The sequence below is a fragment of the Bradyrhizobium sp. McL0616 genome, from assembly GCF_049993385.1.
GTDB lineage: Bacteria > Pseudomonadota > Alphaproteobacteria > Rhizobiales > Xanthobacteraceae > Bradyrhizobium.
Map to the genome: position 1 here is coordinate 1,194,003 of NZ_CP188255.1, position 26,888 is coordinate 1,220,890.

Sequence of the window (26,888 nt, forward strand, 5' to 3'; positions counted from 1 at the left end):
GTGCGCGACGATCCTAGCGCACCAAACCGTTCATCTTGGATGCGACGTGCGCTAGTCGAACGTCTCAAGCGGGAGGCCGCGTGATAACCGACCCAATTGAAGATTTGATCGCTTCTGAGGCTGTCCGTCAGGGCCTTAAAATGAACGCGGAAGCCATGCGGACGGCAGCAACGGACCTCGCTGGCAGCGCCATGACGAAGGATAAGCTAATCCACATGCCCGGGAAAGGCAGCATCAGCCCGCGTGACTACGTCAACTCGCTCCGCGATCTCATGCCGACCGCCTTCACGCCCGCCGTCACCGACAAGACGACTGACCCCGATGAGCGCCGAACCGACGAAACACTGACCACTTACATGCGCCGTCAGATCGGGGCTGGCCGGAAGCAGATTCTGCTTTCCGATGACTTCGACCAGGTTCGAAGCCGGTACGCTGCCAGCACTCTCACTGCCAAAATGATGGATGAACTAGCGGCATCCCGTCGCCACCCAGGAAACAACAACCAATGACCCAACCCTATCGTCGCTTAGCCAGCATGGCTGCCACAGTCGCAGGGCTCGCAAGCGTGTCTTCCGACGTCCGGCAACAGCGCGTTGCCCATCGGCAAGATCGTGAGCGCCAGCAGCGCCTCGCAGAGGCGCAGGCTGACGTTGAAGCCGCTCACCGCGCCCTCGCGCGGGTCCGCGATACCGCGGCGGAGGAAGCCGCGCTTGCTGAGGCTCAGAAACGCCTTGTCGAGATTGAACGCGAGATCGCGAAAGCCTGATCAGTCTCTGCCTGCTGGCATCGCACCGCGCCTGCTCACTACTCAACAGGTGGCCGCATATCTTGGGTTTGGCAATACCAAGTCGGTCACCGACCTTGTGCGGGGCGGCGTCATTCCGCCGCCCGTATTCGGCAAGAAATGGGACCTACGCGCGATCGATGCTGCCCTCGATCGCGTTTCCGGTCTAAGTTTGAAGGAATAGGTCTGGACGGCGGCTTGGTTTCTTTCGAGAAATGCCGTCCAAGGGGAAGGCGCGCCGTGATTTCGAGACAACTCGCAGCAATGTTTATAATCGCAGCGTTGGCATTCGCTGGCGCGCCCCTCCTTGTACTTTCGACACCGGGCATGGCTGAAAGCCCATATCCGACACCAACTCAAGATGGCCGAGAGCGCATCCAACGTACCGGCGCTTGCTCTACGGGCTACATTGGCAAGGGACAGTTCTGCGAGGCGCTGCACCAGGACACGCCGCGTGCCTTTCCGGTCATCCCAGGAACAGCATGTCCGCCCCGGACGTTCCGGAGCGGCGGGGCGTGCGTCGCGTTTCGCTAATTGGCGAGCATCGACGCAACGGCTGACGCGCTGTAGGGGTTCCCATTGGGCGTCTTGTAACCGGCCGTCGATAGCTCCGCGCTGATCTGGCGTAGGGATAGGCGAGGGCGCTGATCGCTCAGCCTGCGGGCCAGCGCTACCAGTTCAGGATTGGACTCAGCATAGGTCCGGCGACCCTCGACCTTAACGCCAGTGCGGCGCTTGCGCTCGCGAGCCCCGCGCAACTTTGCAACAGTCATTGCCTTATCAAACTGTGCGACTGCACCTAGTATCTGCCGGACCATTACGGCCGTTGGGCTGTCATCTGCAAAGCTGTCCGGCTTATCAGCCGCGATCAGGTCGATGCCCTCGGAGCGCAGTCGCGAATATCCCATTTCCTGAACCATCAGGTCACGGGCGAAGCGGTTCGCCGTCTCGACGATGATCGTGCGGACACCATTGCCAGCAATCTTCTCAAGCGCAGCGGCAAAGCCGGGACGGCAATCGATGGCGTCGGTGCCGGTGACGGCGGGATCATCGAACCAAGCGACAATGCGGAAACCCGCCCGGTTCGCGTAGTCCTGTATCGCCTTGCGCTGCCGCGCGACCGAGTCCTTACCCTCACCGATATTCGCGGCTGAACTGGTCCGCGTGTAACCGATCGCGGGCTTTCTCTGGCGTTTCTCTTGATCTAACATCGGCTTAGTCGTGATTTGTACTGAATTCCTGAGAAAACAGTACAATGCAGGTTTGGCAGGGTCAACGAAAATCTTCCTCCAGCCTGCCGGCTGTGCGGTGGTCCTGGTGGCCCCTGTGCTGGCCGCGCTGTGGCGAAGGCTGCCGAGATGCCCACGGCTAAGGCGGTGCTCGGTCGCCAGCCTCCAGCGCTCAGCGATCGTCCGCGCTCGCGTGGTGGCTGTCAGTCATCACTAGGCTGGTGACGCCGTCCGTCCATGGTCTGATGGCTGCCATCTACTCGACGGATCGTTCGTCCCTTGGGTGATCCAGCACGACGGTGACGGGCAGCGCAGCCATGACCGGGACTTGCACGCCCTTCCACTGTCTGCCGGCGCGCGCCACTACCTCCGCCATCGTCATCGCCACTCCACGCGCTGCGAAGGTTTCCCAGCGGTCTGCGAGCCAGAGGGGCAGCATCGAAGTTTTTGTAAGGACGTGCCGCCCTATCGAGAGTCCGCCCGAAATTTTCGATTTGCAAAAAGCGAATTACAGACCCCACCCCGCCTTCAGATGTACCCCCACCCATCTTTGGAGGTTCACGTATCCGGTCGCATTTGCCAGCCGTGATCATGTGATCACCATCAACTAGAGACAGATCACTCCCAATGTCCGAAGAAACCTTAGAAGTCCGCGCTCGGTTCGTCGCCGTCAACGAAATGTCGCCAGCGATCAGGCGCGTTATCGCTGACTTCAAGAAACTTGAGTCCGTAGCCAATAGCGTTAGCGGCTCATTCGCTAACGCCGGTCGCGCCGACATGGAATCCTTCGCCGGTCTCAACCGCACCGCTCAGGCAGCAGTCGCGCAGATGCGAGGTATCAGCAACACCGCCAAGGCAGCCAGCCACTCCTACGTCAGCGATTGGCGAAAGGCGACTGATCAGCGGTTGAGCGACGCGCGCAGAATGTATACGCAGCTTGACCGGCTGGAAGCGCAATATCAGCGGCAAATCGTGCACCGCGTTGCTGCTGAGCGTCGGGCCGAACGAAGCGCCACCGGCCGAGTCGGCATCGGCAGCACCGGCCGCATTCCTGCGCCACGCCTCGGTGTGATCATGCTAGGCGGCGGAGTGATCGGAGCAGGCGTCGCCGGTGTCCTCAAGAAGCGCATGGAAGTGCAGAGCGCCGAAGTTCGATCGCAGATGTTTGGCGACCTGAGTGCAAAGGAGGTCCAGGATTTACGCAAATCTTATGCCGACCGCGCGGGCATCAGGTTCGGCGTCGGCACTTCGAAGGCGCTCGACGTGGCGACGGAAGGGCTCAAGGCTGGTATCGCGAAGCAGTTTGCCGGTGACTTCGGAGAACTCGCCCTCAAAGCGCAGGCTGGTCTAGACATTCCGGTTGAAGATACAGCCAAGCTTATGGGCCGGCTCAGTTCTCAGATGGCTTTCAACAAGGCCCGCTACAATCAGACCTTGAATGCAATCGCTGTTGCCAACAACGCCACTGCAGCTGACGGAAAAGAAATTGTGGAAGCCATGCGCCGGAGCCTGTCGGCGCTCGCGACCACTAGGATGACACCGGAACAACTGGCAGCGCTCGACTCCACGGCTATCTCGCTCGGGGTTCAACCCTTCAAAGCTGGCACATTCATATCGTTTCTGACTTCGCAAATTGCCGGTGCGGACAGCGCCCACGGCCAGAACGCGAAGGACCTAAACAGCGCTGCATCTGCGCTTGGTTTCGGCGGTCGCGGCGCTATGGCCGCCATGATGCGCGACAACCCCGTCCAGGCTATCCAACAGATCCTGGATGGTCTTGCGAAGATGCCAGAAAAGCTGCGGACAAAGGTCGCCAAACAAATCGGAGGTCGCGAGTGGATGGACGAATTGCTTACGCTTGTTCTCGGCAAGGACAAGCTGAAGGACGTGCTCCAAGACGTGGCGACAAAGCAGGGCTTCATCGACAAGGTTGCCTTGCAAAAGATTCGATCCATGCAAGGCCGATGGGCAAGCATCCAGGCCGCGTTCGGTCTGGTCTGGGAGAAGATCGGGGCTGGCTTTGAGTCCATCTTCGAGCAGATCAGCGATGCTGTCATTGAGCTTGCGGACAGATTCAGCTTCGACAGCATCAAAGATCACTTCGCCGCGTTGATTGATGGTCTCCGCGAGGGCTTTGGGCTTCGTGACTGGGGCGAAGTGGTCAAATCCGTTGCTGACAATTTCGATGCCGCGACGGTTGCGAAGTGGCGCGAGTTCGGTAAAGGCTTCGCGGAAGGCATTCGCGAGTTTGCCAGCGGACTGAAGTTCGCCCTTTCAGCGCTCAGTTTCCTCGCCGGTAAAAATCCAGCTGACGCGCGAGAAATGGGAAACTTGGTCGCACAGTTGACCGGGCTCACCGTCGCCCTCGCTGCATTGTCGCCGCTGCTGTCCGTTTTTAGCGCGGTTACCCTTGGCCTGAACGGACTCGGAACTGCGCTCGCATTCATTGCCGGCATACCGGCTGCTGTCGCATTGCTGAGCATGTTTGCGGTACGGAATCAGAATGCAGGAGTGCCTGACGCCAACGTGAAGCAGCCTGGTGAAACCACAAGCCAATGGCGTGAGCGTCAGCGAGCCCACAAGAATGGCCTCTATCACAAGAGCAGCTACGAAGGCGGCGCGACAGACTTTTCGGGCATGCGGCGCAGCAGTGTGGACGATCTAACTGACCAGCTCCAGAAATTCGGTGGCGCAGTGCAGCGCGCGGCCTTCATCGGCAGCGGCTTCAGCAGCAGCAGCTTTGGTGATGCCTTCAACGATGGCAGGGTATCCACCAGCTTCACCGCTCTCGGCAACGGCAGCGGCAGTCCAACGGCGCTGTTCAACAGCACACCGGGCGGCAGGCTTCCGGACTTCAGCGTCGGCTCTCGCGGCATCATTAAGCGCGGCGGTATCCCGTCATTTTCTGCCGCTGGTGGAGGCGTTGGCGGACTCAACCGCGCTGCCTTCGACCGCAAGTTTGCCGGCACCGCTTTAGCTGGCAAATATGCTCAGATTGTTGCCGCAGCAGGGGAGAACAATATTGATCCGGCCTTGCTTGCCGGGGTGATGTCGCACGAAACCGGCAATGGATTGGTCCTCTCGGGAAACAACCCTGGCGGCATCAAGGACCGCGCCACTGGCATGTCACGCAAGATGCAATTCGGCAGCCTCGACGATGGTATTCGGAAAACTGCGCAGGTTGTCGGCAAGCGTTACCGCGAGGCCGGTGGTGACCTTGACAAACTTGGAGGCGCCTACGCCCCGCCCGGTGCCGTCAACGATCCTCATGGTCAGAATGGCGGCTGGGCCAGGGGTGTTAGGAAGCAAATGAACGCGATGGCCGGTGCAGACGTTGGATCAGCCGGTCCCGGTGACGCAGTTGGATGGGCCGAAAAATACAAAGGCATGAACGAGTATACCGATTACCGAGTGCTGGCATCCACACTCGGCGGCGATGTCCGCGGCAAGTCTAATGCCTGGTGCGCACGCTTCGTCAACACAGCGCTTGCGCAGGCCGGCGGCAAGGGCACGGGCAGCGCGGTGGCTAACAGCTACCAGCGCTGGGGCACGACCATCAATCCGCCTGACGTGAAGCGCAACGACGTTCTGCTACAGCCGAACGGCCGAGGCTATAACCGCCCCGGCGGGCATGTTGGTCTCGCGACTGGCGAAACGCGCATGGCCAATGGCCGTCTACAGGTCAAGATGATCGCTGGTAACGACGGTGACTCCGTGCGGGAACGCTGGATCGATGCAGATAGGAACCTGATGGTTCGCCGCGGAAACTCGATCGGCAACGTGCCGACGCCTGCCGAGGCCATCCGCAACGTTCCTGAGGCACCTTCGGCTGGCGCTCTCGGCGGTGGCATGATGCGGGGTGGTTTCGGCCCCTCGACCATCAACATCAACGGCAACAGCCATGATCCGGAAGCCCTAGCCAACCTCGTGCAGCGCCGCATCGACGAGTCAATGCAGTGGCGCATGCACGACACCGAGTCCGAGTACACCTAATCCTCAAGCAGAGGATGATAGAGCCATCATGCGCAGGCGGATGTAACTTCGCGTGGTGGCTCTATTAGCTTGAATGCAAACGTGACCTTCAGCACGGTAGAGGTGCTTCCGGTTGAACGCCGAAAAGGGATTGCTATGAACCAGACATATCGAAACTACAGTATAGCCAACGAGAATGGACGTTACGTCGCCAGACCGACAGACGGGGACCGGTTGGAAATTTCCTCTATACAAGAATTCAGACTACGGGGTGGCATTGATACTCTCTGGCTCACCGCGTCCAAAGTCAACAAGTCTGGCATGGACGTGGACAGGCTCGCCGTGCCTCTTTGGGTTCGGGAATGGTTGATGCGTCCTGTCGGCAGTATCGACCTTGACGACGCTTACAAGCGCGGTGCCTGCTGATCGATCATTGAATTTAAGAGAACCCGACAAATCCTGCCGCGGTTTTTCACTACGAAAGGAACCATCACTCTGTGGGAGCTCACTACTTGAAACCGATTAATGAGATGATCTTGGCGACAGTTGCCAATGATTCACACATGCGCAGGGATGATCACGTTGTCGCCGGTGCTCTGCTCTCGGCGTTCAACAAACACCTTGGCTACGCTCAGGTGTCCTATTCGCAGCTCGTCCAAAGGACAGGCCTTACCCTTGGAGTCATTCGTGGCTCGGTCAATCGACTTGAACGGCATGGCTACTTCAAAAGCTTGAATCTGACACAGCGGGAGATTAGCGAAGGCCTACACTGTCTCGGTCATCGTTACGTTCCTGCCAAGGACCAGAGCGTGCACTCGTAAACCCGGGCTGCAGTCATGGCGGATATGAAGTCCGCTTTCTCCCCGATAGCGGTGCAATAGCCGGCCTCGCCAGGTCCGAGTTGGGCCAAATCGAGCCTATAATGGGCTGGCGTCATCGCTGGGTAAAGCGCGATCTGCATGCACCTGCACGGACCCGAGGCATTTCGCGATTCAGAATGCGCTCGCCGCCGACCTGCGGGATCGGCAAGAATATGCTAGTCTCTCCGGCGCTCTTGTGTGGACCTCAGACGATGAAGCATGATCCTAATTTTGAGCGGGAAAAGTGGCGTGTTGAGGCGGAACTACGCCAGCGCGAATTGAGCCTAAGGGAACGTGATCAAGCCAATCGGGACGCCGAGCTTGATTTAAAGCGGAAGGATCTCGCCGGTTCGAAATGGCGCAGCCCTTTGGTGGTGGCGATTTTCGCTGCTGCAGTTGCAGCACTAGGCAATGCCGGTGTCACGTTCGTCAACGGAATACTTCAACGCGATCTGGAGAATGCGAAGAGCGATGCAGAATTGAAGGTCGAAGAAAGCAAGGCCGAATCAGGCCGCATTCTCGAAATGATCAAGACCGGCAACACTGATGAGGCAGCCAAGAACCTAACATTTCTGCTTGATACTGCCCTCGTCTCCGACCCCAAACGAGCAGAAAAGCTGAGAGCGTTCTTAAATTCACGCGCAGCCCCAGTCTTGCCACCAAATTCTCGGCCGGGGCCTGATCCATTGAAATCATTTAAGAGCAGGGAGAATCGAGACTTCGAAGGGCATGATTTTCGAAAGTTTCCGAATTCGGATCTAAACACCTGCGCGTCGGAATGTGAGGGGAATTCGCAATGTGCGGCCTTTAGCTTCGACCACTTGAATCGGTACTGTTTCCTAAAAGATGGCGTTCCAGACGCGCTACAACTAAATCCAGGAAATACAGTGGGCGTTAGGCTATCGTTGGAGCTGCCAACGATATCGGCGGCGCCGGTCACAATCGCGATTTATAGCAATAGGCGGATCGTTGATCAGCCAACTGACGTAAAGACGACAGCCAATCGGTTTACATGCCAAGCTTCCTGCGCGAATGATCTTCGCTGCGTTGGGTTTAACTTCTTCAAAGAGACGAAAAGTTGCGAACTGTTTAGTTCCATCCTTGGTGTTGAGCGGAACGATACAGTGGACAGTGGAATCAAAAGACAGCTCCCGCCTTAACCGGCGTTAGCAATCCGGGGAATATCGTTGATCACGTGGGCCATGGCGATCACCGAAACATCGCCATAATCCTCGCCGGACGTTCGCGGTGCGTGACCTTGAATGGCGTCAACGACTCGTGGATCGAATCTAAGGTTGCGGGCGATCGTCTTGAGTCGGTGTCGCCATGCGTGGTTCGGCTGGACGCGCTTGTCGGTCACGACTGTCCGAACAAAATCCAGAACCCGCTTGTAGCTGCCTTTAGCAAACAGCGGACCATCGCCCGAGTCTGCAACAAAACGTAGCAAGCCAAGTTCGATCAAATGCGGATGGATCGGGACCAGCCGGAACGTTCCGGTTTTGATGCTACCGGCCAAGGGATTGAGATCGAAGACATGGTGGCCAGCCTCATTTCGGATGTCTTCTTTGCGAAGCTGTAGCACCTCGGCAATTCGAGAGCCGGTATAAGCCGCTATAAGCGGTGCCCATTTCTTAGCGGCTGCAGTCTTACCATCCTCTTTCGGCTTCTTTGCATAGGCGCGGCAAGCCTCGAACAACGCGCTTGCTTCCTGATCGGTGAAGCCCTTCGGCCGACTCCGGATTTTCTTCTCCGACTTGACCTTGATTGCATCGGCCGGATTCGCTGCCAACTTACGATTGTCTACAGCCCATCCAAACACGGATCGGATTCCCGGCAGATCACCATCCTTCAATGTCTTTGCCGATACCACCTTGAGCCGCGCATCCTTGAAGCCGAGCATGTCGTCCTCGGACACGCGGCCAGCATCATCGTGCCCCAGGTGTTTAGTCAGTCGGTCGATGGCCTGCTTGTAAGTACTATAAGTTGACTCGGCCCTTCCCGTCGCCTTGGCTTCCTTCCACCACGACTCTAACAAGCCGCTGATCGTAATCTTTGGCTGCACCGCTCTCACGGTTTCGATCGCAGGAAAGCGTTGCGCTTTTGGATCAGGCGAGTAGTCGCCTTCGGCATTGCGCCTTAGCTGCCATCCTGCATCAAGCGCAGCGGTCCCGATAAGCCTTAGAAAGCGATGCCGATCACTCCCGGCAAGATGAATCCGGTGCCGTATGAGAACCCAATCGCCAATCGGCCCAAACCGATCTTCTAAAGCGTCATATTGTCCGACTGGTAATGCATTCACAGCTTCGGTCAGATTGTCGATGGTCCCAAATTGCTCTATCGCGGCTGCAGCTTCGTTCGGCATCAAGACGGCAGCAGGTGGATTCTTGATACGCCCTTCAAGCGCCGCGCGGTGAAATGCCTTATGATAGGCCCAATCGCTTGGCTCGCCGGGATTGCGGCCGTGTATCTCGGTGTAGAGCTGATACGCGGTCCCAGATAGCGCAACCAGATCTTTGTGCGAGAGGTTGACCGGGCTGGCCTGCGTCATCTCGAACAGCCTGCGAAGGTGATCTAGGGCGTTGGCCTGTCGTGCCTCTGCAATGGTCGTGTCGTCAGTTCCGAGGCTAAACGCTACGTCGTTTCCGATCGTCACCGTTCGGACGAATGGAGAGTCATCCGAGTTCGAGAGACTGAGCAGGATACGCTTGCCGCGCAGCTTATCGACGACTTTGGCAGGGACCCGGATTCGGAATTGGGGAACGGTTGATCTGGCTCGTTTGGACATAGAATGCTTCAAGGAAACCATTGGTCTGTGTGGCACTTTCGTGTGGCACTCAGGACCGAATTTCCAAGAAAATCAATGCAGCCAATAGGATGGATGGTGCTGCCAGACAGGATTGAACTGTCGACCTCTCCATTACCAATGGAGTGCTCTACCACTGAGCTACGGCAGCAGGTGCTGGGATGAGAATCGGCCGCCACGAGGGGCCTACCAAGCGGGCCGATATCTGCCACATGCCCCTCCACTGTGCAAGCTTGCCGGCCGCGTGAAATCGATAAAATCGGCCCGCTTGCGGGCCGGAATCGGCTATTTCGTCCCGAAATGACCGGCTTTCGGCGGATCCGGTTCCGCAAAATCCCCAACCAACTGGCCAGTTGGCCGATGCATCGGTTTCGTCCCATTTTGGAGTTTCGCACGATCGGATCGCGCGGGCCTCTTGAGCTGCCGCTATTCGGTGGCATCCTGCCGCCGATCGCTGTGATGGACCCGTGATGGCTGACGAGAACGACAAGAATACGAGACAGGCGAGGGGATCCCGGGACGACCGGCTGAAATCGGCGCTGCGTGAAAATTTGAAGCGGCGGAAGGTGCAGGCGCGCGAACGCGCCGCAAGCACCGACCCCTCGCAGAATGACGATGCCGCCCTAGATGAGGGGATCGCCGGCAGGAGCTTCGACAAGACCGGCGATTAGATTTTTTGGAGTTAAGTGGACGTGGCAATGGGGCAGGACGGACCGGAACGAACCGACGAGGATACGATGATGTCGCGGTTCTCGCGCCCCGAGCAGACCTTTCCGGCGCTGACATCAGCCGAGATCGCGCGGATGCGGAATTTCGGCGAGCTCCGCTCTTATTCGCATGGCGAGCTGTTGTTCGAGACCGGCAAGCCGGGGCCGGGCATGTTCGTCGTGCTGAAGGGCCACGTCGCCCTCACCCAGCGCGACGGGCTTGGTCATGTCACCCCGCTGATCGACCAGGGGCCGGGGCAATTTTTGGCTGAGCTCAGCCAGCTTTCCGGCCGGCCGGCGCTGGTGGACGGCCGCGCCGAAGGCGATGTCGAGACGCTGCTGCTGCCGCCGGAGCGTCTGCGCGCGCTGCTGGTCGCCGAGGCCGAGCTCGGCGAGCGCATCATGCGCGCGCTGATCCTGCGCCGGGTCAATCTGCTCCAGGGCGGCGTCGGCGGTGTGGTGCTGATCGGACCGTCGAATTCGGCCGGCGTCGTCCGCTTGCAGGGCTTTCTCACCCGCAACGGGCAGCCGCATCATCTGCTCTGTCCCGAGCGTGATCGCGACGCCGCTGAGGTGATCGCGCGCTATTCGCCCAAGCCTGAAGACTGGCCGCTGGTCGTCACCTCCGGCGGCACCGTGCTGCGCAATCCCGGCGAGACCGAGCTTGCGCGCGCGATCGGCATGATCGGCGGCCCGCGCAACGATCGCATCTACGACGTCGCGATCGTCGGCTCCGGACCGGCAGGGCTCGCCACCGCGGTGTATGCGGCGTCCGAGGGCCTCTCTGTTGCCGTGCTCGACACCCGCGCCTTCGGCGGCCAGGCCGGCGCCAGCGCGCGCATCGAAAATTATCTCGGCTTTCCGACCGGCATTTCCGGCCAGGCCCTGACCGCGCGTGCCTTCAACCAGGCGCAAAAATTCGGCGCCGACATCATGATCCCGATGACGGTGAAGTCGCTCGACTGCACGCGCACCGACGGCGCATTTTCGGTGGCGATCGACGGAGGCGATCCCTTGCGCTCGCGCGCGGTGGTGGTCGCAAGCGGCGCACGCTATCGCCGGCCGGAGATCGAGAATCTCGACAAGTTCGAAGGGCGCGGCGTCTGGTACTGGGCCTCGCCTGTGGAAGCGCGGCTTTGCTCCGGCGAAGAGGTCGCTTTGGTTGGCGCCGGCAATTCGGCGGGCCAGGCCGCCGTGTTCCTGTCGGGTCACGCCAAGAAAGTGCTGATGATCATCCGCGGCGGCGGCCTCGGGGCCAGCATGTCGCGCTATCTCATCGAGCGCATCGAGGCGACGCCGAACATCGAATTGATGTTCAACACCGAGATCTCAGCGCTCGAAGGCGACGAGGCTTCGCTGCTGCGGCGCATCCGCTTGCGGAGTCGGCTGTCCGCGGACGAGGATTCCGTCGACATCCGCAATATGTTCCTGTTCGTCGGCGCCGATCCCGCCACCGGCTGGCTCGACGGCTGCGGCGTGACACTCGATCGCGGCGGTTTCGTCGTCACCGGCGCGCAGTCCGAGCAGAACCAGGGTCGGCTCGTTGCGCCGCTCGAAACATCCGTGCCCGGCGTCTATGCCGTCGGCGACGTCCGCTCCGGCTCGGTCAAGCGCGTCGGCGGCGCCATCGGCGAGGGCGCACAGGTCGTGGCCGCCCTGCACGGCTATCTCGGCGACGCGGCAAAGCCGGCGCTTTAGTCAAGGACAAGACAAGCAAATGGCAAGTCGAATGTGACTTGCCATCTTGCCGTGTCCCACGGACTATCACCGCGTCGCGAAACCAATCGCGCGTGGAAAAACAAAGATTCAACGGGAGGACTAAATGGCCGAACTCGTCGTGCTCTACAAGACGCCCAAGGATGCTGCCGCCTTCGACAAGCATTATGCCGAGACCCACATTCCGCTCGCCAAGAAATTGCCCGGCCTGAAGAAATATGCCGTCAGCAGCGGGACGGTCGGCTCCCCTGCCGGGCCTTCCGGAGTTCACCTCGTCGCCATTCTCACCTTCAACAGCGTGGCCGACATCCAGGCGGCCTTCGGCAGCGTAGCAGGCAAAGCGGCAGCGGGCGACGTGCCGAAATTCGCCAGCGGCGGCGCCGACCTGCTGATCTTCGACACCAAGGAAGTGTGAGACTCAGCGCAAGCGCGGCCTGCACATCGCGGGCCGTGCTTGTGAGATCGGATTCAACTTTCGTCGAAAACCTGCCGTCGTTTGTGACAACGCTGCAAAAAATAAAAGCACGGCGTTTGCCGATTCGCACGATGACGCATGGCTTGGCACGCATGTGTGATACCGGCGCATGTGGCAATCCGATGAGGACCGTAATACTAATCTCTTGATCTCAATATTGAGAGTAGGAGAGATGCCATGGTTCTTGGGTTGAGCCTGCCCGCCTTCACGTTAGTCCATGTCATCATCAGCCTGATCGGAATCGCCGCTGGCCTCGTCGTGATGTTCGGCCTGCTCGGCTCGAAGCCGATGCCGGGCCTCACCGCGATCTTCCTCGTCTTCACCATCCTGACCAATGCGACGGGCTTCCTGTTTCCATTCAAGGAGCTGCTGCCCTCGTACATCATCGCCGCCATCTCGCTGGTGCTGCTCGCGATCGCATGCATCGCGCTTTACGGCATGAAGCTCAAAGGCGCCTGGCGCCCGGTCTACGTCGTGACCGCGATGATCTCGCTCTACTTCAACGTCTTCGTGCTGATCATCCAGTCGTTCCTGAAGGTGCCGGCGCTGGCCGCGCTCGCACCGGCCGTGCCGCCGGCGCCGCCGTCGGGCCCGGTGTTCGCCGTGGTGCAGGGCGTCGTGCTGGTGTTCTTCGTCCTGGTCACCATCGGCGCCTGGCGCCGCTACAGGCCGATGGCGTTCGCTTGAGCGTTTCTGACTAAGGGAGGGTCCAATGCCCACGATCACCACCAAAGACGGCGTCGACATCTTTTACAAGGATTGGGGCTCGGGCCAGCCGATCGTGTTCAGCCATGGCTGGCCGCTGTCGGCCGACGACTGGGACACGCAGATGATCTTCTTCGCCAATCAGGGCTACCGCGTCATCGCACATGACCGCCGCGGCCATGGCCGCTCGTCGCAGGTCTCTGACGGCCACGACATGGATCACTATGCCGACGATCTCGCGGCGGTGACCGCGCATCTCGATCTGAAGAACGCCATTCACGTCGGCCATTCCACCGGCGGCGGTGAAGTCGTGCGCTACATCGCCCGTCACGGCGAAAGCCGTGTAGCCAAGGGAGCGATCCTCTCCGCGGTGCCGCCGCTGATGGTCAAGACGGCAGCCAATCCCGGCGGCCTGCCGAAGAGCGTGTTCGATGACTTCCAGACCCAACTCGCCGCCGGCCGCGCGGCGTTCTACCGCGACGTCGCCGCGGGTCCGTTCTACGGCTACAACCGTCCCGGCGCAAAACCCTCGGAAGCGGTGATCCAGAACTGGTGGCGGCAGGGCATGATGGGCGGCGCAAAGGCGCATTACGACGGCATCGTCGCGTTTTCGCAGACCGACTTCACCGAGGATTTGAAGAAGATCAGCGTGCCCGTGCTGGTGATGCATGGCGACGACGACCAGATCGTGCCTTATGCCGATTCCGCGCCGCTGTCGGCCAAGCTGCTCAAGAAGGGCACGCTGAAGACCTACAAGGGCTTCCCGCACGGCATGCCGACCACGCACGCCGAGACTATCAACGCGGACCTCTTGGCGTTCTTCAAGGAGTGAGGCTGAGGCACCTCACCCCAGGATTTCCCTGATCGCGTCAAACGTCCGCTTCACGAAAGCTTCCGGTTTGTCGCGCGGACCTTCGCTGAGCCAGCTCTCGCCGCCGACGCGCATCGCGCCGGTGGCGATCATGGCGACGAGCCGCGCCTTCAGCCGGTCCGATTTGCGGCCGGAGCGTTGCGCAAGCCCGTCCGCCAGCGCGCGCTCGAGCTTTTCGTATTTGAGCTGGTCGCGTGCCTGCAACGCGGGATTGTCGCGCTTGAGCCGCGACATCGCTGCCGCCTCGGTCGGATCGATCCGCTTGACCGCCGCCGCAATTGCATTCTCCGCCGCCGTGAGCATGGATTCGTCCGCGGGCCGCGCCAGGATCTCGGCTACCAGCGCGGCAGCGGCATCCTCCTGCCAGGCGGCGACGACGTCCTCCTTGGACACGAAATAATGGAAGAAGCTGCGGCGCGACACGTCGGCCGCAGTCGCGATGTCGTCGATGGTCGTGGCCTCGAAGCCGCGCTCCAGGAACAGCGCCATCGCCGCGCGCTTCAGTCGCTCGCGGGTCTGCTGCCGCTTGCGCTGCCGCAGGCCGGCTGCCGCCGGTGATTTCTCTCCGGGGGACAAGGGCTTGGCGCGTGTCTTGGTCGGCTTCGAAACCTTCAAATTCTTTCACCTCTTGCAAATTTGCACTAAGTGCACATTTAGACCGGTCGCGGGCCTCTTCCAACCCCCGAAAGCCTGGAGATCAAGGCATGACCGACTGGACCACGGCAGATATCCCCTCGCTCAGCGGCAAGACCGTCGTCGTCACCGGGGCCACGGGCGGCCTTGGCTACGAGACGGCGCTGGCGCTGGCGGGCGCCGGAGCCATCGTCATACTCACCGGGCGCAACGACGCAAAGGGCCTGCGGGCGATCGAGGGCATTTGCGAGCAGTTTCCCAACGCTCTGATTGCCTATGAACATCTCGACCTCGCAAGCCTTGCCTCCGTCGCCGATTTCACCCGGCGCTTTGCCGCCAGCAACGAGCAGCTCGATCTCCTGGTCAACAATGCCGGCGTGATGGCACTGCCGAAGCGGCAGCAGACCGAGGATGGTTTCGAGATGCAGCTCGGCACCAACTATCTTGGCCATTATGCGCTGACGGCGCGGCTGCTGCCGCAGCTTCGCCGCGCCAAGGCCGCGCGCGTCGTCAATCTCTCAAGTCTTGCGCACCGTTCCGGTGCGATCAATTTTGACGACCTCGAGAGCAAGCGGTCCTACCGCCCCTGGCGCGCTTACTGCCAATCCAAGCTCGCGATGCTGATGTTTTCGCTGGAATTGCAGCGTCGCAGCCTTGTCGCCGGCTGGGGCGTGCGAAGCGTTGCCGCGCATCCCGGTTATGCGCGTACCGATCTCATTCCGAACGGTCCGGGTCAGGACCGCTGGCTCTGGCAGATCAATAAGCGGCTCCAGCCTTTCATCAGCCAGTCTGCCGCCGACGGTGCGCTGCCCACCCTGTTCGCGGCCACTGCACCGGCCGCAGAGCCCGGCGGCTATTATGGTCCGAACTGGTTCTACGAATTGAAGGGGCCGCCAGCGCCGGCGCGGATCATGGCGCAAGCAAAGGACTTCGCGTCCGCCGCCATGCTGTGGGATGTCTCGGCGACGCTGACCGGTGTATCCTTCGACGAGATCGCGGCCGCCGCATGAGCCGCGACATCGTTGGGGACGTCCCGATGCAGGTCATCATCTTCGGCGCGACCGGTATGGTCGGGCAGGGTGTTTTGCGCGAGTGCCTGGTCGATCTCGGCGTCGAGCGCGTCCTGGTGGTCGGCCGCAGTCCGACCGGCGTGCGCAACGCCAAGCTGACCGAAATCATCCACGACGATTTCACCGACTATTCGGCGATCGAGGCGCATCTCACCGGCTTCGATGCCTGCTTCTTCTGTCTCGGCGTTTCCTCGATTGGCATGAGTGAAGAGCGCTATCGCCACCTCACTTATGACATCACGCTCGCAGCGGCGACGACGCTGGCGCGGCTCAACCCACAGATGACCTTCACCTATGTTACCGGAACCGGCACCGATTCCACCGAGCACGGCTCGCGGATGTGGGCGCGCGTCAAGGGCAAGACCGAGAACGATTTGCTCAAGCTGCCGTTCAAGGCGGCCTTCATGTTCCGGCCCGGCGCGATCCAGCCGCTGCATGGTGCGCGCTCCAAGACCGCCTGGGTGCAGGTCGTCTACGATTTGAGCTGGCCGCTCTGGGCGGTGCTACGCCGCCTTGCGCCGCGCCTGGTCACCTCGACCGAGCAGATCGGCCGCGGCATGATCCGGGTCGCCCGCGAGGGTTATCCGCGGAAAGTGCTGGAGATGGAGGATATCAATGGCCTCTGATCCATCCGCTGGTTAGTTTCGCGGATATTTTTGCACCTCAGCGCGTTGTGCCGCAGCTGCATCGCAGGAGAAAGGTCGGCGAATGTCTCCCCAGCTTAAACTGATCGCGCTCGACGCCGATGATCTCGCCGTGATCTCGACCCATGTGCAGGATGCCCTGGTGCAGGCCTCCGACATCATCTGGCGGCAGGGCGAGAAGCGCCTGGTGGTCGGCATGAGCCGGCTGGACTGGGAGCAGACGCTGGACGGGGAGGCCGAGCCGCGCCGGCTGGTTTCAGCGCTCCGTTTCGACCGGGTGCTCGCCTGCAAATCGCGCAACATCGACCTTGCGGCGTCCCAGACCGTTCTCGACCTCGTCGGCATCGAATTTCACCCCCAGGACGGCCGCGACGAGGAGCCCGGCGGCAGCGCGCTGCTGCTGTTCGCCCAAGGCGGCGCCATCCGTCTCGACGTCGAATGCCTGGAATGCGAGCTCACCGATCTGGGGACGGACGAACTGGGAACGGAGCTGGGGGTCGAGGGGTGAGGCGGTATACCAGCGAAACTTGCTCCGACGTCGCCCCGGCCAAGGGTTGACGGCGGGGGGCCGCCGCGCCATTGAGCAGGGGGTCTTGTGATGCCGATCCGCCCCGAACACCAGCCAAAAGACCATCGAAAAATGCCCGTTCGCCTCGACCGCAGCAGCGCCGATTTTGACCAGCGATTCGCGGCCTTCCTCGTCGCCAAGCGCGAGGTCTCGGCTGACGTTGAGGCCGCCGCGCGCGCCATCGTCGACGATGTGGCCAAGCGCGGCGACGCGGCCCTGCTCGAGGCCACGCAAAAATACGACCGGCTGACGCTGGATGCGGCCGGCCTTCGCGTCACCGCCGCCGAGATCGAGGCCGCGGTGAAGGCCTGCGATGCCGCGACGTTGGATGCGCTCAAGCTCGCGCGCGACCGCATCGAGACCTACCACGCCCGCCAGCTGCCGAAAGACGAGCGCTTCACCGACCCGCTCGGCGTCGAGCTCGGCTGGCGCTACACGGCAATCGAATCTGCCGGCCTCTACGTGCCCGGGGGGACCGCTGCCTATCCATCCTCGGTGCTGATGAATGCGGTGCCCGCAAAAGTCGCCGGCGTCGCGCGCCTTGTGATGGTGGTGCCATCGCCCGACGGCAAGCTCAATCCGCTGGTGCTCGCGGCCGCCAAGCTCGGCGGCGTCAGCGAGATCTACCGCGTCGGCGGAGCGCAGGCCGTGGCCGCGCTCGCGCACGGCACCGCGACGATTGCGCCGGTGGCAAAAATCGTCGGCCCCGGCAACGCCTATGTCGCCGCCGCGAAGCGGCTGGTGTTCGGCAAGGTCGGCATCGACATGATCGCCGGCCCCTCCGAGGTGCTGGTGATTGCCGACGACACCGGCAATGCCGACTGGATCGCCGCCGACCTCTTGGCGCAGGCCGAGCACGATACTAGCGCGCAGTCGATCCTGATTACCGACTCCGTGCGCCTTGCCGCCGATGTCGAAAAGGCCGTCGCAGCGCAGTTGAAGACGCTGTCGCGCGCAGCGATCGCCAGCGCCTCCTGGGCCGATTTCGGCGCCATCATCATGGTGAAGAGCCTGAGCGAGGCGATCCCGCTCGCGGATGCCATCGCCGCCGAGCATCTCGAGATCATGACGCAAGATCCTGACGCGCTCGCGGCAAAGATTCGCAATGCCGGCGCGGTGTTCCTCGGCGCGCATACGCCGGAGGCGATCGGTGATTATGTCGGCGGCTCCAACCATGTGCTGCCGACGGCGCGCTCGGCGCGATTCTCTTCAGGCCTGTCGGTGCACGACTTCATCAAGCGCACCTCCATCCTGAAATGCGGCCCGGATCAGCTGCGTGCGCTGGGTCCAGCCGCGATGACGCTCGGAAAAGCGGAGGGGTTAGATGCCCATTCGCGCTCGATTGGATTGCGCCTCAATTTGTCATGACCCAGCCGCCCGAACAGGACGACTCGACCAATCGCATCGTCGCGGTCACCCTCGACGAGGACTCGATCGGCCGTTCCGGGCCCGACATCGAGCATGAGCGCGCAATCGCGATCTACGATTTGATCGAGCAGAATTTGTTCGCACCGGAGAGCGCGGACGGGAAGGGGCCATTCACGCTGCATATCGGCATCACCGGCAGCCGGCTGATGTTCGACATACGCCGCGAGGACGGCACGCCCGTGGTTGCGCATCTGTTGTCGCTGACGCCGTTCCGACGGATCGTGAAGGACTATTTCATGATCTGCGACAGCTACTACCAGGCGATCCGCACGGCCACGCCGGACAAGATCGAGGCCATCGACATGGGCCGCCGCGGCATCCATGACGAGGGTTCGCGCACGCTCCAGGAGCGGCTGAAGGGCAAGGTGCGGGTCGATTTCGAGACCTCGCGCCGGCTGTTCACGCTCATCACCGTCCTGCACTGGAAGGGTTAGGGCATGGCCCGGAAAAGTGTGCAGCGGTTTTCCGACAAGGCCATGCCCTCCATCAAAGAAGGCTAGGCGCGATGGCGGGTCCGCCACGCGCACGCGATCCGCAATCGGTGCTGTTCGCCTGCGCGATGAACAGCGTGCGCTCGCCGATGGCCGAGAGCTTGTTGCGGCACATGTTTCCGCAAGGCCTCTACGTGAAATCGGCCGGGGCGAGGAAGGGCGAGCTCGATCCTTTCGCGGTCGCAGTGATGGACGAATTGGGGCAGGACATCTCCACCCACAAGCCGCAGACCTTCGAGGAGCTCGAGGACTGGGAAGGGCTGAATTTCGACCTCATCATCACGCTCTCGCCCGAGGCGCACCACAAGGCGCTGGAGCTGACCCGGACGCTCGCTGCCGACGTCGAATATTGGCCGACGCATGATCCCACCACCATCGAAGGCAGCCGCGACCAGAAGCTCACCGCCTATCGCGACGTCTGCGACCAGCTCCTGATGCGGATCCGCCGGCGGTTTGCCAAGGTCGGTGCTGCCAGCGGGTAGCATTCGCCGCCCGTAACACCCGCGTCACAGACTATGGGCACACGCATCGTGGGCCCATCGAATCAGTAAAGTCCGGGTTCCCGGGTTGTGAAATCAGCCCCCTTCCGATAGGTTCCGCGCGCAATTCACCCCCTGCTTCATCCCCAAAAATCACCTGATGCTCGGCCGCCCCAAATTCGTTCTTGCCTCCGGTTCGCCGCGGCGCCTGTCGCTGCTCAACCAGGCCGGCATCGAGCCGGATGCGCTCCGGCCCGCCGACGTCGACGAGACGCCGAAGCGGGGTGAGCTGCCGCGCGCCTGCGCCAACCGGCTGGCCCGGGCCAAGGCCGATGCGGCGCTCAAATCGGTCCAGCTCGACGACGAACTGCGCGGCGCCTTCATCCTCTCTGCCGACACGGTGGTGGCGGTCGGCCGCCGCATCCTGCCCAAGGCCAACCTCGTGGATGAGGCCGCGCAGTGCCTGCGGCTGCTGTCGGGGCGCAACCATCGCGTCTACACCGCGATTACGCTGGTGACCCCGCGCGAGGCCTTTCGCCAGCGCCTGGTCGAGACCCGCGTTCGCTTCAAGCGCCTCTCGGAAGACGACATCCAGGCCTATATCGGCTCCGGCGAATGGCGCGGCAAAGCCGGCGGCTATGCCGTACAGGGCATCGCCGGCTCCTTCGTGGTGAAGATGGTCGGCTCCTACAGCAACGTCGTCGGCCTGCCGCTCTACGAGACCACCACGTTGCTCGGCGGCGAAGGTTTTCCGATCCGCTTCGGCTGGCTCAACGCCGTCGGCGTGTGAGGGCGGCGTTGGCCTCGCGCCAACAAAAAACTCGAAAACAACCCCATGCAAAGTAGAATAGCCGGCGGCCCCTTGGCGGGGACGCCCGCGCCGCCGCCTCAGGAACCTGTTTACGGACAGGCTCTTGAACTCCCTCACCTCGCAAACGCTGCCCGGATCATGGACGACCACGTCAAAAAGCCCGCCAGTCCCCTCAAGACCTGCTCGATCTGCGGCAAGCCGCAGTCCGAGGCCACCCGCCCGTTCTGCTCGTCGCGCTGCCGCGACGTCGATCTGAACCGCTGGCTGAAGGGCTCCTACGTCATCCCCGGCCGGGATGACGAAGCGGACGGCGAAGAATAACACTATTATATCAATTATTTAAATGCCGAAGGCCCCGCCGTGCGCCGTTCCCTCCGAGCCACGCCCCGTCTTGTGCACAGCCAGGCCGCGCCCCGCTAAACCATCGGCGAAGCGTGGGTGGACAGGCAGCCTTCAGCCCACTATAAACCGCCCGCTCGATGGGCTTTGGCCCCTCTTTGGAGCACGCCCAGGTAGCTCAGTTGGTAGAGCATGCGACTGAAAATCGCAGTGTCGGTGGTTCGATTCCGCCCCTGGGCACCAAATTACGCTTTTCCACGCTGGAGCACGATCTTGCAGGATTGTGTTCGCGGGACGGTCGGCGCTAGCGGCGCTCGCCGATTTCTCTCCCCAGGGGTCGTTAAGTTCACGTACGTTTAAATCCTGCCTCGCAACACCCGGATTCTTGCGATATCGGCGCAGACGACCCGTGAGGGGCGCCTTTCGCGTTTTGGCGACCACTTCGCAGAGATCGGGTGTTGCGCTCCCCGCAACCAAGTTAGAAAACCCGGCAATCTCAATCGATTGTCGCGCACGAACCGGCTGCCGTTAAAGCGGTCTGGCCGGGCAGTCTCTTTCATCTCGACTCGGTAACATCCTCTGGAGGATTTCCTCGATCGAATGTGGCGAAATGCCAAGCTCGGCAAATCCAGGCATCTCCGGTGATGACACAGAGTCGATCCGCATCAGCTCGACCTGATTGCGGGTAAGGGGTGGACGAGGGAGCGTTTCGGAGGCCCATGCCAGCGCGTGCCAAACGGCAAACGGGATCGGAATCAGGAGAGGCGCGAGGCCAGCTTGATGCGCAATCGCTGTGAGCAATTGCTCGTAAGAGGTGGGGGTCGGGCCGCCGAACTCAAAGACCGTCGGGTGAGTCTCGGCTCGCTCCATGATTCGGGCAATCGCCTCTGCAACATCTTCGACATAGGCCGGTTGCAATCTGGTCTGGCCGCGGCCGAACATCGGATAGATCGGAAGCCGACGAAGGAGCTTGAGGACGGTGCTAAGAAACGCGTCGTCCGATCCGAACATCACAGCCGGGCGGACGATAAACGCATCGGCGAATTCCGCACGGACCGCCTGTTCGCCTTCGCCGCGCATTCGGATGTAGTGGGATGGCGAGCCGGCATCGGCACCGATCCCCGAAACGTGAACAAGCCGTTCGACTCCGGCCCGGCGGGCCTGGGCTGCTACAAGTTGAGCCGCCTCAACGTGAACGGAGTGAAAAGTCTCCCCTCCGCGCTCGCGATAAAGGCTGACCGTGTTCACGGCGCCGTAGGCGCCGGCCAGCGCGTTCGCGACGGATCGCTCGTCGTGAATGTTGGCCGCTACGGATTGAAGCTGCACGTCCGGATGCCGTGACGCGATCCGGACGGGATTTCGTGATTGCACAGATGGCGAACGATGCGGCTACCGAGAAACCCGGTTCCGCCGAACACAGTGATGGTGCGCGCGTTCGTTGCTGCCTCCGGCTAGCGTTCGCGGCTCCACGGGAAGAGTGAGGCCGGGAAATCCGCCGCATAGCGGTGACCTATCGGTGGGCGGGGCTGTTGTTCCGGCGGATTCGGGTCAGGCTCGACCACCTTCCGATAAAGATGCCAAGTGGCATGACCGAGCACCGGCAGTACGACGGCGAGGCCGACGAAGAACGGCAGCGAGCCGATCGCCAGCAGTGCCGCGACAACCAGACCCCATGCCGCCATCGGAATTGGATTTTCTCTCACGGCCCGCAGCGACGTCCGGATTGCGTCGATCGCAGTTGCGTGCCGATCGAGCATCAGCGGAAACGACACAACGCTGATGCACAGGGCTACGACGGCGAACAGGAAGCCGACGCCGCAGCCGACGATGATGAGCGACCATCCTTCCGGTGTCGTCAAAACACGCGTTGCGAAGTCAGGGATGCTTGCAGCCGGAGCATGGCCGAAGGTCGCAACGTAGATCGCGTCCGCGGCGCCGATCCAGACCCCGAACAGAACGAACAGGAGGGCGCCGAGTTCGAGCATGGCGCCGAAGGACGGTGCACGCAGCACCTCCATTGCATCCCAGGCCGCGGCTTCCTCTCCGCGCTCGCGGCGGCGGCTGAGCTCATAGAGGCCAAGCCCGGCAAAAGGACCGATCAGGGTAAAGCCGGCGGCGAGCGGAAACAGCAGCGGCAGCACCGAATAGCCGACGACAAGTCTGAACAGGACAAGTCCGAGAACAGGATAAATCACGCATAGGACGATGGCGTGAGTCGGGATAGCCTTGAAGTCTTCCCAGCCCAGGCGCAGCGCGTTGCCCAAATCGGAAAGGCTGATCTTGCGAACGACAAAGGGGGTAGAGACGCCAAACACTTGCAGTTTGGGTCTTGCGAATACTGTTGCCATGGCTCCGGTCTCCTTGCCTGTGATCGCAGGGGAGCGGAGCGCACTCAAATCGCACGCATCCGTCTCGTGCGCGAAATTCGCGATCGAGCCCGGCAAATCAGGTTCAACGTGAAGGAGCTTTGCCGGACGACATCTGTCGCGACCGGTACAGTCAAATTAGTCCGATATGCGATAGAAGCAAGATAGCGCTCGTCGTTGGGTGAATTGTGCATCCGCACAAATCGATTTGCTGCATCGCGCCATCGAATGGTGGCGTCGGCGGGTGTCCGTCGGCTGCGTTGCATCCGGGCCAGTCCGCATCCGGACTGAGGCGGGCATACTCCTCTATTGACTCTATTGACGCCGGGCTCGACGGGGACCATCTTAAAAGCACTGAACGGCCCCGGCTCCTGTGAGATGATCGGTTTTGACGTGCAGTTCGTGTCGACCTTTTACGTCGCAACCGGCCGAATGGGCGAGACAAGAGGCACGATGATGGCGAAGATGACATTCGCCATTGCCACAGACGTGAGCTCCGCCCTCTAGCTCGTATCCGCAGCCTTAATTGGCAAGGATGCATAAGGGATGGCTGTAGCGATCATACTGCTTTTGGTTGCACTGGCCTCGGTGCTGTTTCACATTTTCAGCCCGTGGTGGTGGACCCCGCTTGCCTCAAACTGGCGCTACATCGACGACACGATTACCCTGACATTCTGGATCACCGGGGCGGTTTTCTTCGCGGTCGTCGCTTTCATGGCCTATTGCGTCTTCCGCTTTCGACACACGGAGGGAAGGCGGGCAGCCTACAATCCCGAAAACAAGAAGCTCGAATGGTGGCTCAGCGTCGCGACCGCAATCGGCGTCGCAGCCATGCTCGCACCGGGCCTGGTTGTCTGGCACCAGTTCGTCACGGTTCCGGCCGACGCGACCGAGGTCGAGGTCATGGGACAGCAGTGGCAATGGAGCTATCGGCTTCCCGGAAAGGACGGCCGGCTGGGGACTTCCGATGCGCGCAATATCAGTGCCGAAAATCCCATGGGGTTGAATCCCGGCGATCCCGCCGGACAGGACGATGTCGTCATTCAGAATGACGACCTGCACCTGCCGCTTGGGAAGCCGGTGAAGATATTGCTCCGCTCGATTGACGTCCTGCATGATTTCTATGTGCCCGAGTTTCGGGCGAAGATGGATATGATCCCGGGTTCGGTCACATATTACTGGTTCACGCCCACCCGCACCGGAACATTCGAGGTTCTCTGCGCCGAACTCTGCGGAGCCGCGCACGCGCAGATGCGGGGCAAGGTCGTCGTAGAGGAAGAGAAGGAATATCACGCGTGGCTGGAGAAGCAGCACACGTTCGCCGAGCTTTCGGGGCAGCGCGACGTCGCGAAAGCGGCTTACAAGTCAGGAAGCGAATGAAAACACCGACGAGGAGATCCCACCTGTCGTAAGGCGAACTCCTCACTGAAGCGAGACCAAGGAGGGTATTCCGATGGTCGATGTCCCGTTTGACACGGTTGCAGGCGTTCCACCGGCTGAAGTCGGCGAGGTCGAGCTCTATCATCCGAGAAGCTGGTGGACGAGGTACGTTTTTTCGCAGGACGCCAAGGTCATCGCCATCCAGTACTCGATCACGGCGATGTCCATTGGAATGGTTGCGCTGGTGCTGTCATGGCTGATGCGGCTGCAACTCGGATTCCCCGGCACGTTCTCATTCATCGATCCGAACCAGTATCTCCAGTTTATCACCATGCACGGCATGATCATGGTGATCTATCTTCTCACCGCGCTGTTTCTGGGAGGCTTTGGCAACTACCTTATCCCGCTGATGGTCGGCGCCCGGGACATGGTGTTCCCCTATGTGAACATGCTGAGTTACTGGGTCTACCTGCTTGCGGTCGTGGTGCTGGCCTCGACCTTTTTCGTGCCCGGCGGGCCCACCGGGGCCGGCTGGACGCTATACCCGCCCCAGGCGATCCTCTCCGGCACGCCCGGGCAGGAATGGGGCATCGTTCTGATGCTGGCCTCCCTGATCCTGTTCATTATCGGCTTCACCATGGGCGGGCTCAACTACGTGGTGACGGTGCTGCAGGCGCGCACGCGCGGCATGACGTTGATGCGTTTGCCGTTGACGGTGTGGGGCATTTTCACGGCCACCGTCATGGCGCTGCTGGCCTTCCCGGCGCTGTTCGTCGCCTCGGTGATGTTGCTGCTCGATCGTCTCCTGGGGACCAGCTTCTTCATGCCCTCGCTGGTCGAGATGGGCACGCTGACGAAATATGGCGGCGGCAGCCCGATCCTGTTCCAGCACCTGTTCTGGTTCTTCGGCCATCCCGAAGTCTATATCGTCGCCCTGCCGGCCTTCGGCATCATTTCCGATCTGATCAGCGTCCACGCGCGGAAGAACATCTTCGGCTACCGCATGATGGTCTGGGCCATCGTGGGAATCGGCGCTCTCAGCTTCGTCGTGTGGGCGCACCACATGTATGTCAGCGGCATGAACCCGTATTTCGGGTTCTTCTTCGCCACCACTACGCTCATCATCGCCATCCCGACTGCGATCAAGGTTTACAACTGGGTGCTGACCCTGTGGCGCGGCGACATTCATCTTACCATCCCGATGCTGTTCGCGCTTGCGTTCATCGTCACCTTCGTAAACGGCGGACTGACCGGCCTGTTTCTTGGCAACGTGGTCGTGGACGTTCCGTTGTCGGACACGATGTTCGTTGTCGCCCACTTCCACATGGTGATGGGTATTGCGCCGATCATGGCCGTGTTCGGCGGAATCTATCATTGGTATCCGAAAGTCACCGGACGCATGCTCAATGAGGCGCTCGGACGATTCCACTTCTGGGTCTCGTTCCTCGGGGCCTATGCGATCTTCTTCCCGATGCACTATCTGGGCCTGTTGGGCATGCCCCGCCGCTATCACGACATCGGCGAAACGGCCTTCGTTCCGGCATCCGCCCATGACCTCAATGCGTTCATGAGCGTGGCGGCCCTGATCGTCGGCTTCGCCCAGCTCGTGTTCCTGTTCAATCTGATCTGGAGCCTGTTCAAGGGAAGAGAGGCTGGCAGCAATCCCTGGGGTGCGGCGTCCCTGGAATGGCAGACGCCTGAGACACCGCCGGGGCATGGCAACTGGGGCAAGGATCTCCCGATCGTTTATCGCTGGGCCTACGATTACAGCGTCCCCGGCGCCGCCGGGGATTTCGTGCCGCAAAATGAACCGCCGGCCGGATTGGCGGCGCAGGGGTCCCATCCATGAGCGCCATCATCCTGTTCATGGCCGGAATAGCGGCAATTGCGGGTTGGTGGCTCTCCCATCAACGGTTGACGGCCAAGCCATGGCTGGAGGAAGGAGTGATGGTCGATCTTCGCGAGGAGCGCACGTCGTCCCTTCCGCCGGCGAAAATCGGATTGGGCGTGTTTCTCGCGGTCGTCGGTTCGTTGTTCGCACTCTTCATCAGCGCTTACTCCATGCGCATGAACATGGTGGACTGGCGGGCGCTGCCGATGCCGGGGCTGCTATGGTTCAACACCGTCGTCCTGGTCCTGAGCAGTGTGGCGCTGCAAGGCGCACACGCGGCCGCGCGCCGGAACAATATCGACGGCGTCATCGTCGGTCTGTGCGCAGGCGGAGCATCCGCCGTTACATTCCTTATTGGGCAGCTCCTGGCGTGGCGCGAACTGAGGCTTGAGGGGTATTTCCTCGCGTCCAATCCAGCCAACTCGTTCTTCTACCTGATCACTGCCGTGCATGGGTTGCATCTGATGGGCGGTCTGGTGGCCCTCGGCAGAACGACTGCCAAAGTGTGGCACGGCGCGGCGGTGACCGACGTGCGCCTGAGCGTGGAGCTATGCGCCATCTATTGGCACTTCCTGCTGTTGGTCTGGCTGGTCCTGCTCGGCCTGCTGACGGGCTGGACAGACGATTTCGTCGACATCTGTCGCCAGTTGCTGAGCTAGGGGAGGC

General features: G+C 61.3%; 26 protein-coding genes and 2 tRNA genes. 21 read left to right on the forward strand and 7 right to left on the reverse strand.

What is annotated here, in order from left to right; translation table 11 throughout:
* Positions 1-80: 80 nt before the first annotated feature.
* Together ACPPVR_RS05760 and ACPPVR_RS05765 are read left to right on the forward strand one after the other, a co-directional pair.
* The gene (locus ACPPVR_RS05760) at positions 81-509 is read left to right on the forward strand and encodes a hypothetical protein (RefSeq protein ID WP_426613286.1); all 429 of its coding nucleotides are present in this window, start codon (positions 81-83) and stop codon (positions 507-509) included.
* On the forward strand, positions 506-766 hold the full coding sequence (locus ACPPVR_RS05765) for a hypothetical protein (RefSeq protein ID WP_426613287.1): 261 nt from the start codon (positions 506-508) through the stop codon (positions 764-766). Before ACPPVR_RS05760 ends, ACPPVR_RS05765 begins: the two co-directional genes overlap by 4 nt.
* A gap of 548 nt (positions 767-1,314) precedes the next feature.
* Here the strand turns inward: ACPPVR_RS05765 and ACPPVR_RS05770 are convergent.
* Entirely contained in the window at positions 1,315-1,995 is a 681-nt protein-coding gene (locus ACPPVR_RS05770) for a recombinase family protein (RefSeq protein ID WP_426613288.1), read from the reverse strand.
* Between the two features lie 274 nt (positions 1,996-2,269).
* Positions 2,270-2,452 carry a hypothetical protein gene (locus ACPPVR_RS05775; RefSeq protein ID WP_426613289.1) on the reverse strand — a complete coding sequence of 61 codons (183 nt, stop codon included), beginning with the start codon at positions 2,450-2,452 and terminating at the stop codon, positions 2,270-2,272.
* A gap of 188 nt (positions 2,453-2,640) precedes the next feature.
* On the opposite strand from ACPPVR_RS05775, the gene ACPPVR_RS05780 reads away from it, so the two are divergent.
* Together ACPPVR_RS05780 and ACPPVR_RS05785 are read left to right on the forward strand one after the other, a co-directional pair.
* Positions 2,641-6,006, forward strand: a complete 3,366-nt coding sequence (locus tag ACPPVR_RS05780) for a phage tail tape measure protein (protein WP_426613290.1) — start codon at positions 2,641-2,643, stop codon at positions 6,004-6,006.
* Positions 6,007-7,057: 1,051 nt separating this feature from the next.
* Positions 7,058-8,005, forward strand: coding sequence for a PAN domain-containing protein (locus ACPPVR_RS05785; protein WP_426613291.1), 948 nt, complete (start codon positions 7,058-7,060; stop codon positions 8,003-8,005).
* Here ACPPVR_RS05785 and ACPPVR_RS05790 read toward each other — a convergent pair.
* The gene (locus tag ACPPVR_RS05790) at positions 8,002-9,630 is read right to left on the reverse strand and encodes a hypothetical protein (protein WP_426613292.1); all 1,629 of its coding nucleotides are present in this window, start codon (positions 9,628-9,630) and stop codon (positions 8,002-8,004) included. The two genes, ACPPVR_RS05785 and ACPPVR_RS05790, sit on opposite strands and share 4 nt — an antisense overlap.
* Positions 9,631-9,724: 94 nt before the next feature.
* Positions 9,725-9,799, reverse strand: a tRNA-Thr gene (locus ACPPVR_RS05795).
* A gap of 319 nt (positions 9,800-10,118) precedes the next feature.
* Here ACPPVR_RS05795 and ACPPVR_RS05800 point away from each other — a divergent pair.
* The 5 genes from ACPPVR_RS05800 (at position 10,119) to ACPPVR_RS05820 (ending at position 14,083) form a co-directional block, all read left to right on the forward strand.
* Positions 10,119-10,319, forward strand: coding sequence for a hypothetical protein (locus tag ACPPVR_RS05800; RefSeq protein ID WP_426613293.1), 201 nt, complete (start codon positions 10,119-10,121; stop codon positions 10,317-10,319).
* A gap of 27 nt (positions 10,320-10,346) precedes the next feature.
* A complete protein-coding gene (locus ACPPVR_RS05805; protein ID WP_426613294.1) occupies positions 10,347-12,053 on the forward strand; it encodes an FAD-dependent oxidoreductase in 1,707 nt (568 codons plus the stop codon).
* Between the two features lie 124 nt (positions 12,054-12,177).
* The gene (locus tag ACPPVR_RS05810) at positions 12,178-12,486 is read left to right on the forward strand and encodes an EthD family reductase (RefSeq protein ID WP_426613295.1); all 309 of its coding nucleotides are present in this window, start codon (positions 12,178-12,180) and stop codon (positions 12,484-12,486) included.
* Between the two features lie 237 nt (positions 12,487-12,723).
* Positions 12,724-13,233, forward strand: a complete 510-nt coding sequence (locus ACPPVR_RS05815; RefSeq protein WP_426613296.1) for a hypothetical protein — start codon at positions 12,724-12,726, stop codon at positions 13,231-13,233.
* A gap of 25 nt (positions 13,234-13,258) precedes the next feature.
* Positions 13,259-14,083 (forward strand): alpha/beta fold hydrolase, encoded by an 825-nt coding sequence (locus ACPPVR_RS05820; protein WP_426613297.1) that lies wholly within the window; start codon positions 13,259-13,261, stop codon positions 14,081-14,083.
* 12 nt (positions 14,084-14,095) lie between these two features.
* Here the strand turns inward: ACPPVR_RS05820 and ACPPVR_RS05825 are convergent, their stop codons facing one another.
* Entirely contained in the window at positions 14,096-14,737 is a 642-nt protein-coding gene (locus tag ACPPVR_RS05825; RefSeq protein ID WP_426613298.1) for a TetR/AcrR family transcriptional regulator, read from the reverse strand.
* Between the two features lie 89 nt (positions 14,738-14,826).
* On the opposite strand from ACPPVR_RS05825, the gene ACPPVR_RS05830 reads away from it, so the two are divergent.
* The 9 genes from ACPPVR_RS05830 to ACPPVR_RS05870 all read left to right on the forward strand — a co-directional run bounded on the left by ACPPVR_RS05830 (position 14,827) and on the right by ACPPVR_RS05870 (position 20,828).
* Positions 14,827-15,765: an SDR family oxidoreductase gene (locus ACPPVR_RS05830; protein WP_426613299.1), complete on the forward strand. Its 939-nt coding sequence runs from the start codon at positions 14,827-14,829 to the stop codon at positions 15,763-15,765.
* 26 nt (positions 15,766-15,791) lie between these two features.
* Positions 15,792-16,451: an NAD-dependent epimerase/dehydratase family protein gene (locus ACPPVR_RS05835; RefSeq protein WP_426616037.1), complete on the forward strand. Its 660-nt coding sequence runs from the start codon at positions 15,792-15,794 to the stop codon at positions 16,449-16,451.
* An 82-nt stretch (positions 16,452-16,533) separates the two neighbouring features.
* On the forward strand, positions 16,534-16,977 hold the full coding sequence (locus ACPPVR_RS05840; protein WP_426613300.1) for a DUF2948 family protein: 444 nt from the start codon (positions 16,534-16,536) through the stop codon (positions 16,975-16,977).
* A 132-nt stretch (positions 16,978-17,109) separates the two neighbouring features.
* A complete protein-coding gene (hisD, locus tag ACPPVR_RS05845) occupies positions 17,110-18,405 on the forward strand; it encodes a histidinol dehydrogenase (protein ID WP_426613301.1) in 1,296 nt (431 codons plus the stop codon).
* Positions 18,402-18,899 (forward strand): UPF0262 family protein, encoded by a 498-nt coding sequence (locus ACPPVR_RS05850; protein ID WP_426613302.1) that lies wholly within the window; start codon positions 18,402-18,404, stop codon positions 18,897-18,899. Before hisD ends, ACPPVR_RS05850 begins: the two co-directional genes overlap by 4 nt.
* Before the next feature lie 71 nt (positions 18,900-18,970).
* Positions 18,971-19,438, forward strand: coding sequence for a low molecular weight phosphatase family protein (locus tag ACPPVR_RS05855; protein WP_426613303.1), 468 nt, complete (start codon positions 18,971-18,973; stop codon positions 19,436-19,438).
* 157 nt (positions 19,439-19,595) lie between these two features.
* On the forward strand, positions 19,596-20,225 hold the full coding sequence (locus ACPPVR_RS05860; protein WP_027520709.1) for a Maf-like protein: 630 nt from the start codon (positions 19,596-19,598) through the stop codon (positions 20,223-20,225).
* Positions 20,226-20,384: 159 nt separating this feature from the next.
* Positions 20,385-20,567, forward strand: a complete 183-nt coding sequence (gene yacG, locus ACPPVR_RS05865; protein WP_426613304.1) for a DNA gyrase inhibitor YacG — start codon at positions 20,385-20,387, stop codon at positions 20,565-20,567.
* A 185-nt stretch (positions 20,568-20,752) separates the two neighbouring features.
* A tRNA-Phe gene (locus tag ACPPVR_RS05870) sits at positions 20,753-20,828 on the forward strand.
* Between the two features lie 285 nt (positions 20,829-21,113).
* Here ACPPVR_RS05870 and ACPPVR_RS05875 read toward each other — a convergent pair.
* Together ACPPVR_RS05875 and ACPPVR_RS05880 are read right to left on the reverse strand one after the other, a co-directional pair.
* Entirely contained in the window at positions 21,114-21,911 is a 798-nt protein-coding gene (locus tag ACPPVR_RS05875) for a complex I NDUFA9 subunit family protein (protein WP_426613305.1), read from the reverse strand.
* Between the two features lie 125 nt (positions 21,912-22,036).
* Positions 22,037-22,933, reverse strand: a complete 897-nt coding sequence (locus ACPPVR_RS05880; protein ID WP_426616038.1) for a DUF2189 domain-containing protein — start codon at positions 22,931-22,933, stop codon at positions 22,037-22,039.
* Positions 22,934-23,497: 564 nt separating this feature from the next.
* Here ACPPVR_RS05880 and coxB point away from each other — a divergent pair.
* The 3 genes from coxB (at position 23,498) to ACPPVR_RS05895 (ending at position 26,881) form a co-directional block, all read left to right on the forward strand.
* On the forward strand, positions 23,498-24,331 hold the full coding sequence (gene coxB / locus ACPPVR_RS05885) for a cytochrome c oxidase subunit II (RefSeq protein ID WP_426613306.1): 834 nt from the start codon (positions 23,498-23,500) through the stop codon (positions 24,329-24,331).
* 73 nt (positions 24,332-24,404) lie between these two features.
* Positions 24,405-26,180, forward strand: a complete 1,776-nt coding sequence (gene ctaD / locus ACPPVR_RS05890; RefSeq protein ID WP_426613307.1) for a cytochrome c oxidase subunit I — start codon at positions 24,405-24,407, stop codon at positions 26,178-26,180.
* Positions 26,177-26,881: a cytochrome c oxidase subunit 3 gene (locus ACPPVR_RS05895; RefSeq protein WP_426613308.1), complete on the forward strand. Its 705-nt coding sequence runs from the start codon at positions 26,177-26,179 to the stop codon at positions 26,879-26,881. Before ctaD ends, ACPPVR_RS05895 begins: the two co-directional genes overlap by 4 nt.
* The last annotated feature ends 7 nt before the right edge of the window (positions 26,882-26,888 follow it).

Excerpts from the sequence above, each read along its gene's own strand:
- ACPPVR_RS05765 (WP_426613287.1), top strand. The coding sequence starts at position 506 with ATGACCCAACCCTATCGTCGCTTAGCCAGCATGGCTGCCACAGTCGCA.
- ACPPVR_RS05770 (WP_426613288.1), bottom strand. The coding sequence starts at position 1,995 with ATGTTAGATCAAGAGAAACGCCAGAGAAAGCCCGCGATCGGTTACACG.
- ACPPVR_RS05775 (WP_426613289.1), bottom strand. The coding sequence starts at position 2,452 with ATGCTGCCCCTCTGGCTCGCAGACCGCTGGGAAACCTTCGCAGCGCGT.
- ACPPVR_RS05780 (WP_426613290.1), top strand. The coding sequence starts at position 2,641 with ATGTCCGAAGAAACCTTAGAAGTCCGCGCTCGGTTCGTCGCCGTCAAC.
- ACPPVR_RS05785 (WP_426613291.1), top strand. The coding sequence starts at position 7,058 with ATGAAGCATGATCCTAATTTTGAGCGGGAAAAGTGGCGTGTTGAGGCG.
- ACPPVR_RS05790 (WP_426613292.1), bottom strand. The coding sequence starts at position 9,630 with ATGTCCAAACGAGCCAGATCAACCGTTCCCCAATTCCGAATCCGGGTC.
- ACPPVR_RS05800 (WP_426613293.1), top strand. The coding sequence starts at position 10,119 with ATGGCTGACGAGAACGACAAGAATACGAGACAGGCGAGGGGATCCCGG.
- ACPPVR_RS05805 (WP_426613294.1), top strand. The coding sequence starts at position 10,347 with ATGGGGCAGGACGGACCGGAACGAACCGACGAGGATACGATGATGTCG.
- ACPPVR_RS05810 (WP_426613295.1), top strand. The coding sequence starts at position 12,178 with ATGGCCGAACTCGTCGTGCTCTACAAGACGCCCAAGGATGCTGCCGCC.
- ACPPVR_RS05815 (WP_426613296.1), top strand. The coding sequence starts at position 12,724 with ATGGTTCTTGGGTTGAGCCTGCCCGCCTTCACGTTAGTCCATGTCATC.
- ACPPVR_RS05820 (WP_426613297.1), top strand. The coding sequence starts at position 13,259 with ATGCCCACGATCACCACCAAAGACGGCGTCGACATCTTTTACAAGGAT.
- ACPPVR_RS05830 (WP_426613299.1), top strand. The coding sequence starts at position 14,827 with ATGACCGACTGGACCACGGCAGATATCCCCTCGCTCAGCGGCAAGACC.
- ACPPVR_RS05835 (WP_426616037.1), top strand. The coding sequence starts at position 15,792 with ATGCAGGTCATCATCTTCGGCGCGACCGGTATGGTCGGGCAGGGTGTT.
- ACPPVR_RS05840 (WP_426613300.1), top strand. The coding sequence starts at position 16,534 with ATGTCTCCCCAGCTTAAACTGATCGCGCTCGACGCCGATGATCTCGCC.
- hisD (WP_426613301.1), top strand. The coding sequence starts at position 17,110 with ATGCCCGTTCGCCTCGACCGCAGCAGCGCCGATTTTGACCAGCGATTC.
- ACPPVR_RS05850 (WP_426613302.1), top strand. The coding sequence starts at position 18,402 with ATGACCCAGCCGCCCGAACAGGACGACTCGACCAATCGCATCGTCGCG.
- ACPPVR_RS05855 (WP_426613303.1), top strand. The coding sequence starts at position 18,971 with ATGGCGGGTCCGCCACGCGCACGCGATCCGCAATCGGTGCTGTTCGCC.
- ACPPVR_RS05860 (WP_027520709.1), top strand. The coding sequence starts at position 19,596 with ATGCTCGGCCGCCCCAAATTCGTTCTTGCCTCCGGTTCGCCGCGGCGC.
- yacG (WP_426613304.1), top strand. The coding sequence starts at position 20,385 with ATGGACGACCACGTCAAAAAGCCCGCCAGTCCCCTCAAGACCTGCTCG.
- ACPPVR_RS05880 (WP_426616038.1), bottom strand. The coding sequence starts at position 22,933 with ATGGCAACAGTATTCGCAAGACCCAAACTGCAAGTGTTTGGCGTCTCT.
- coxB (WP_426613306.1), top strand. The coding sequence starts at position 23,498 with ATGGCTGTAGCGATCATACTGCTTTTGGTTGCACTGGCCTCGGTGCTG.
- ctaD (WP_426613307.1), top strand. The coding sequence starts at position 24,405 with ATGGTCGATGTCCCGTTTGACACGGTTGCAGGCGTTCCACCGGCTGAA.
- ACPPVR_RS05895 (WP_426613308.1), top strand. The coding sequence starts at position 26,177 with ATGAGCGCCATCATCCTGTTCATGGCCGGAATAGCGGCAATTGCGGGT.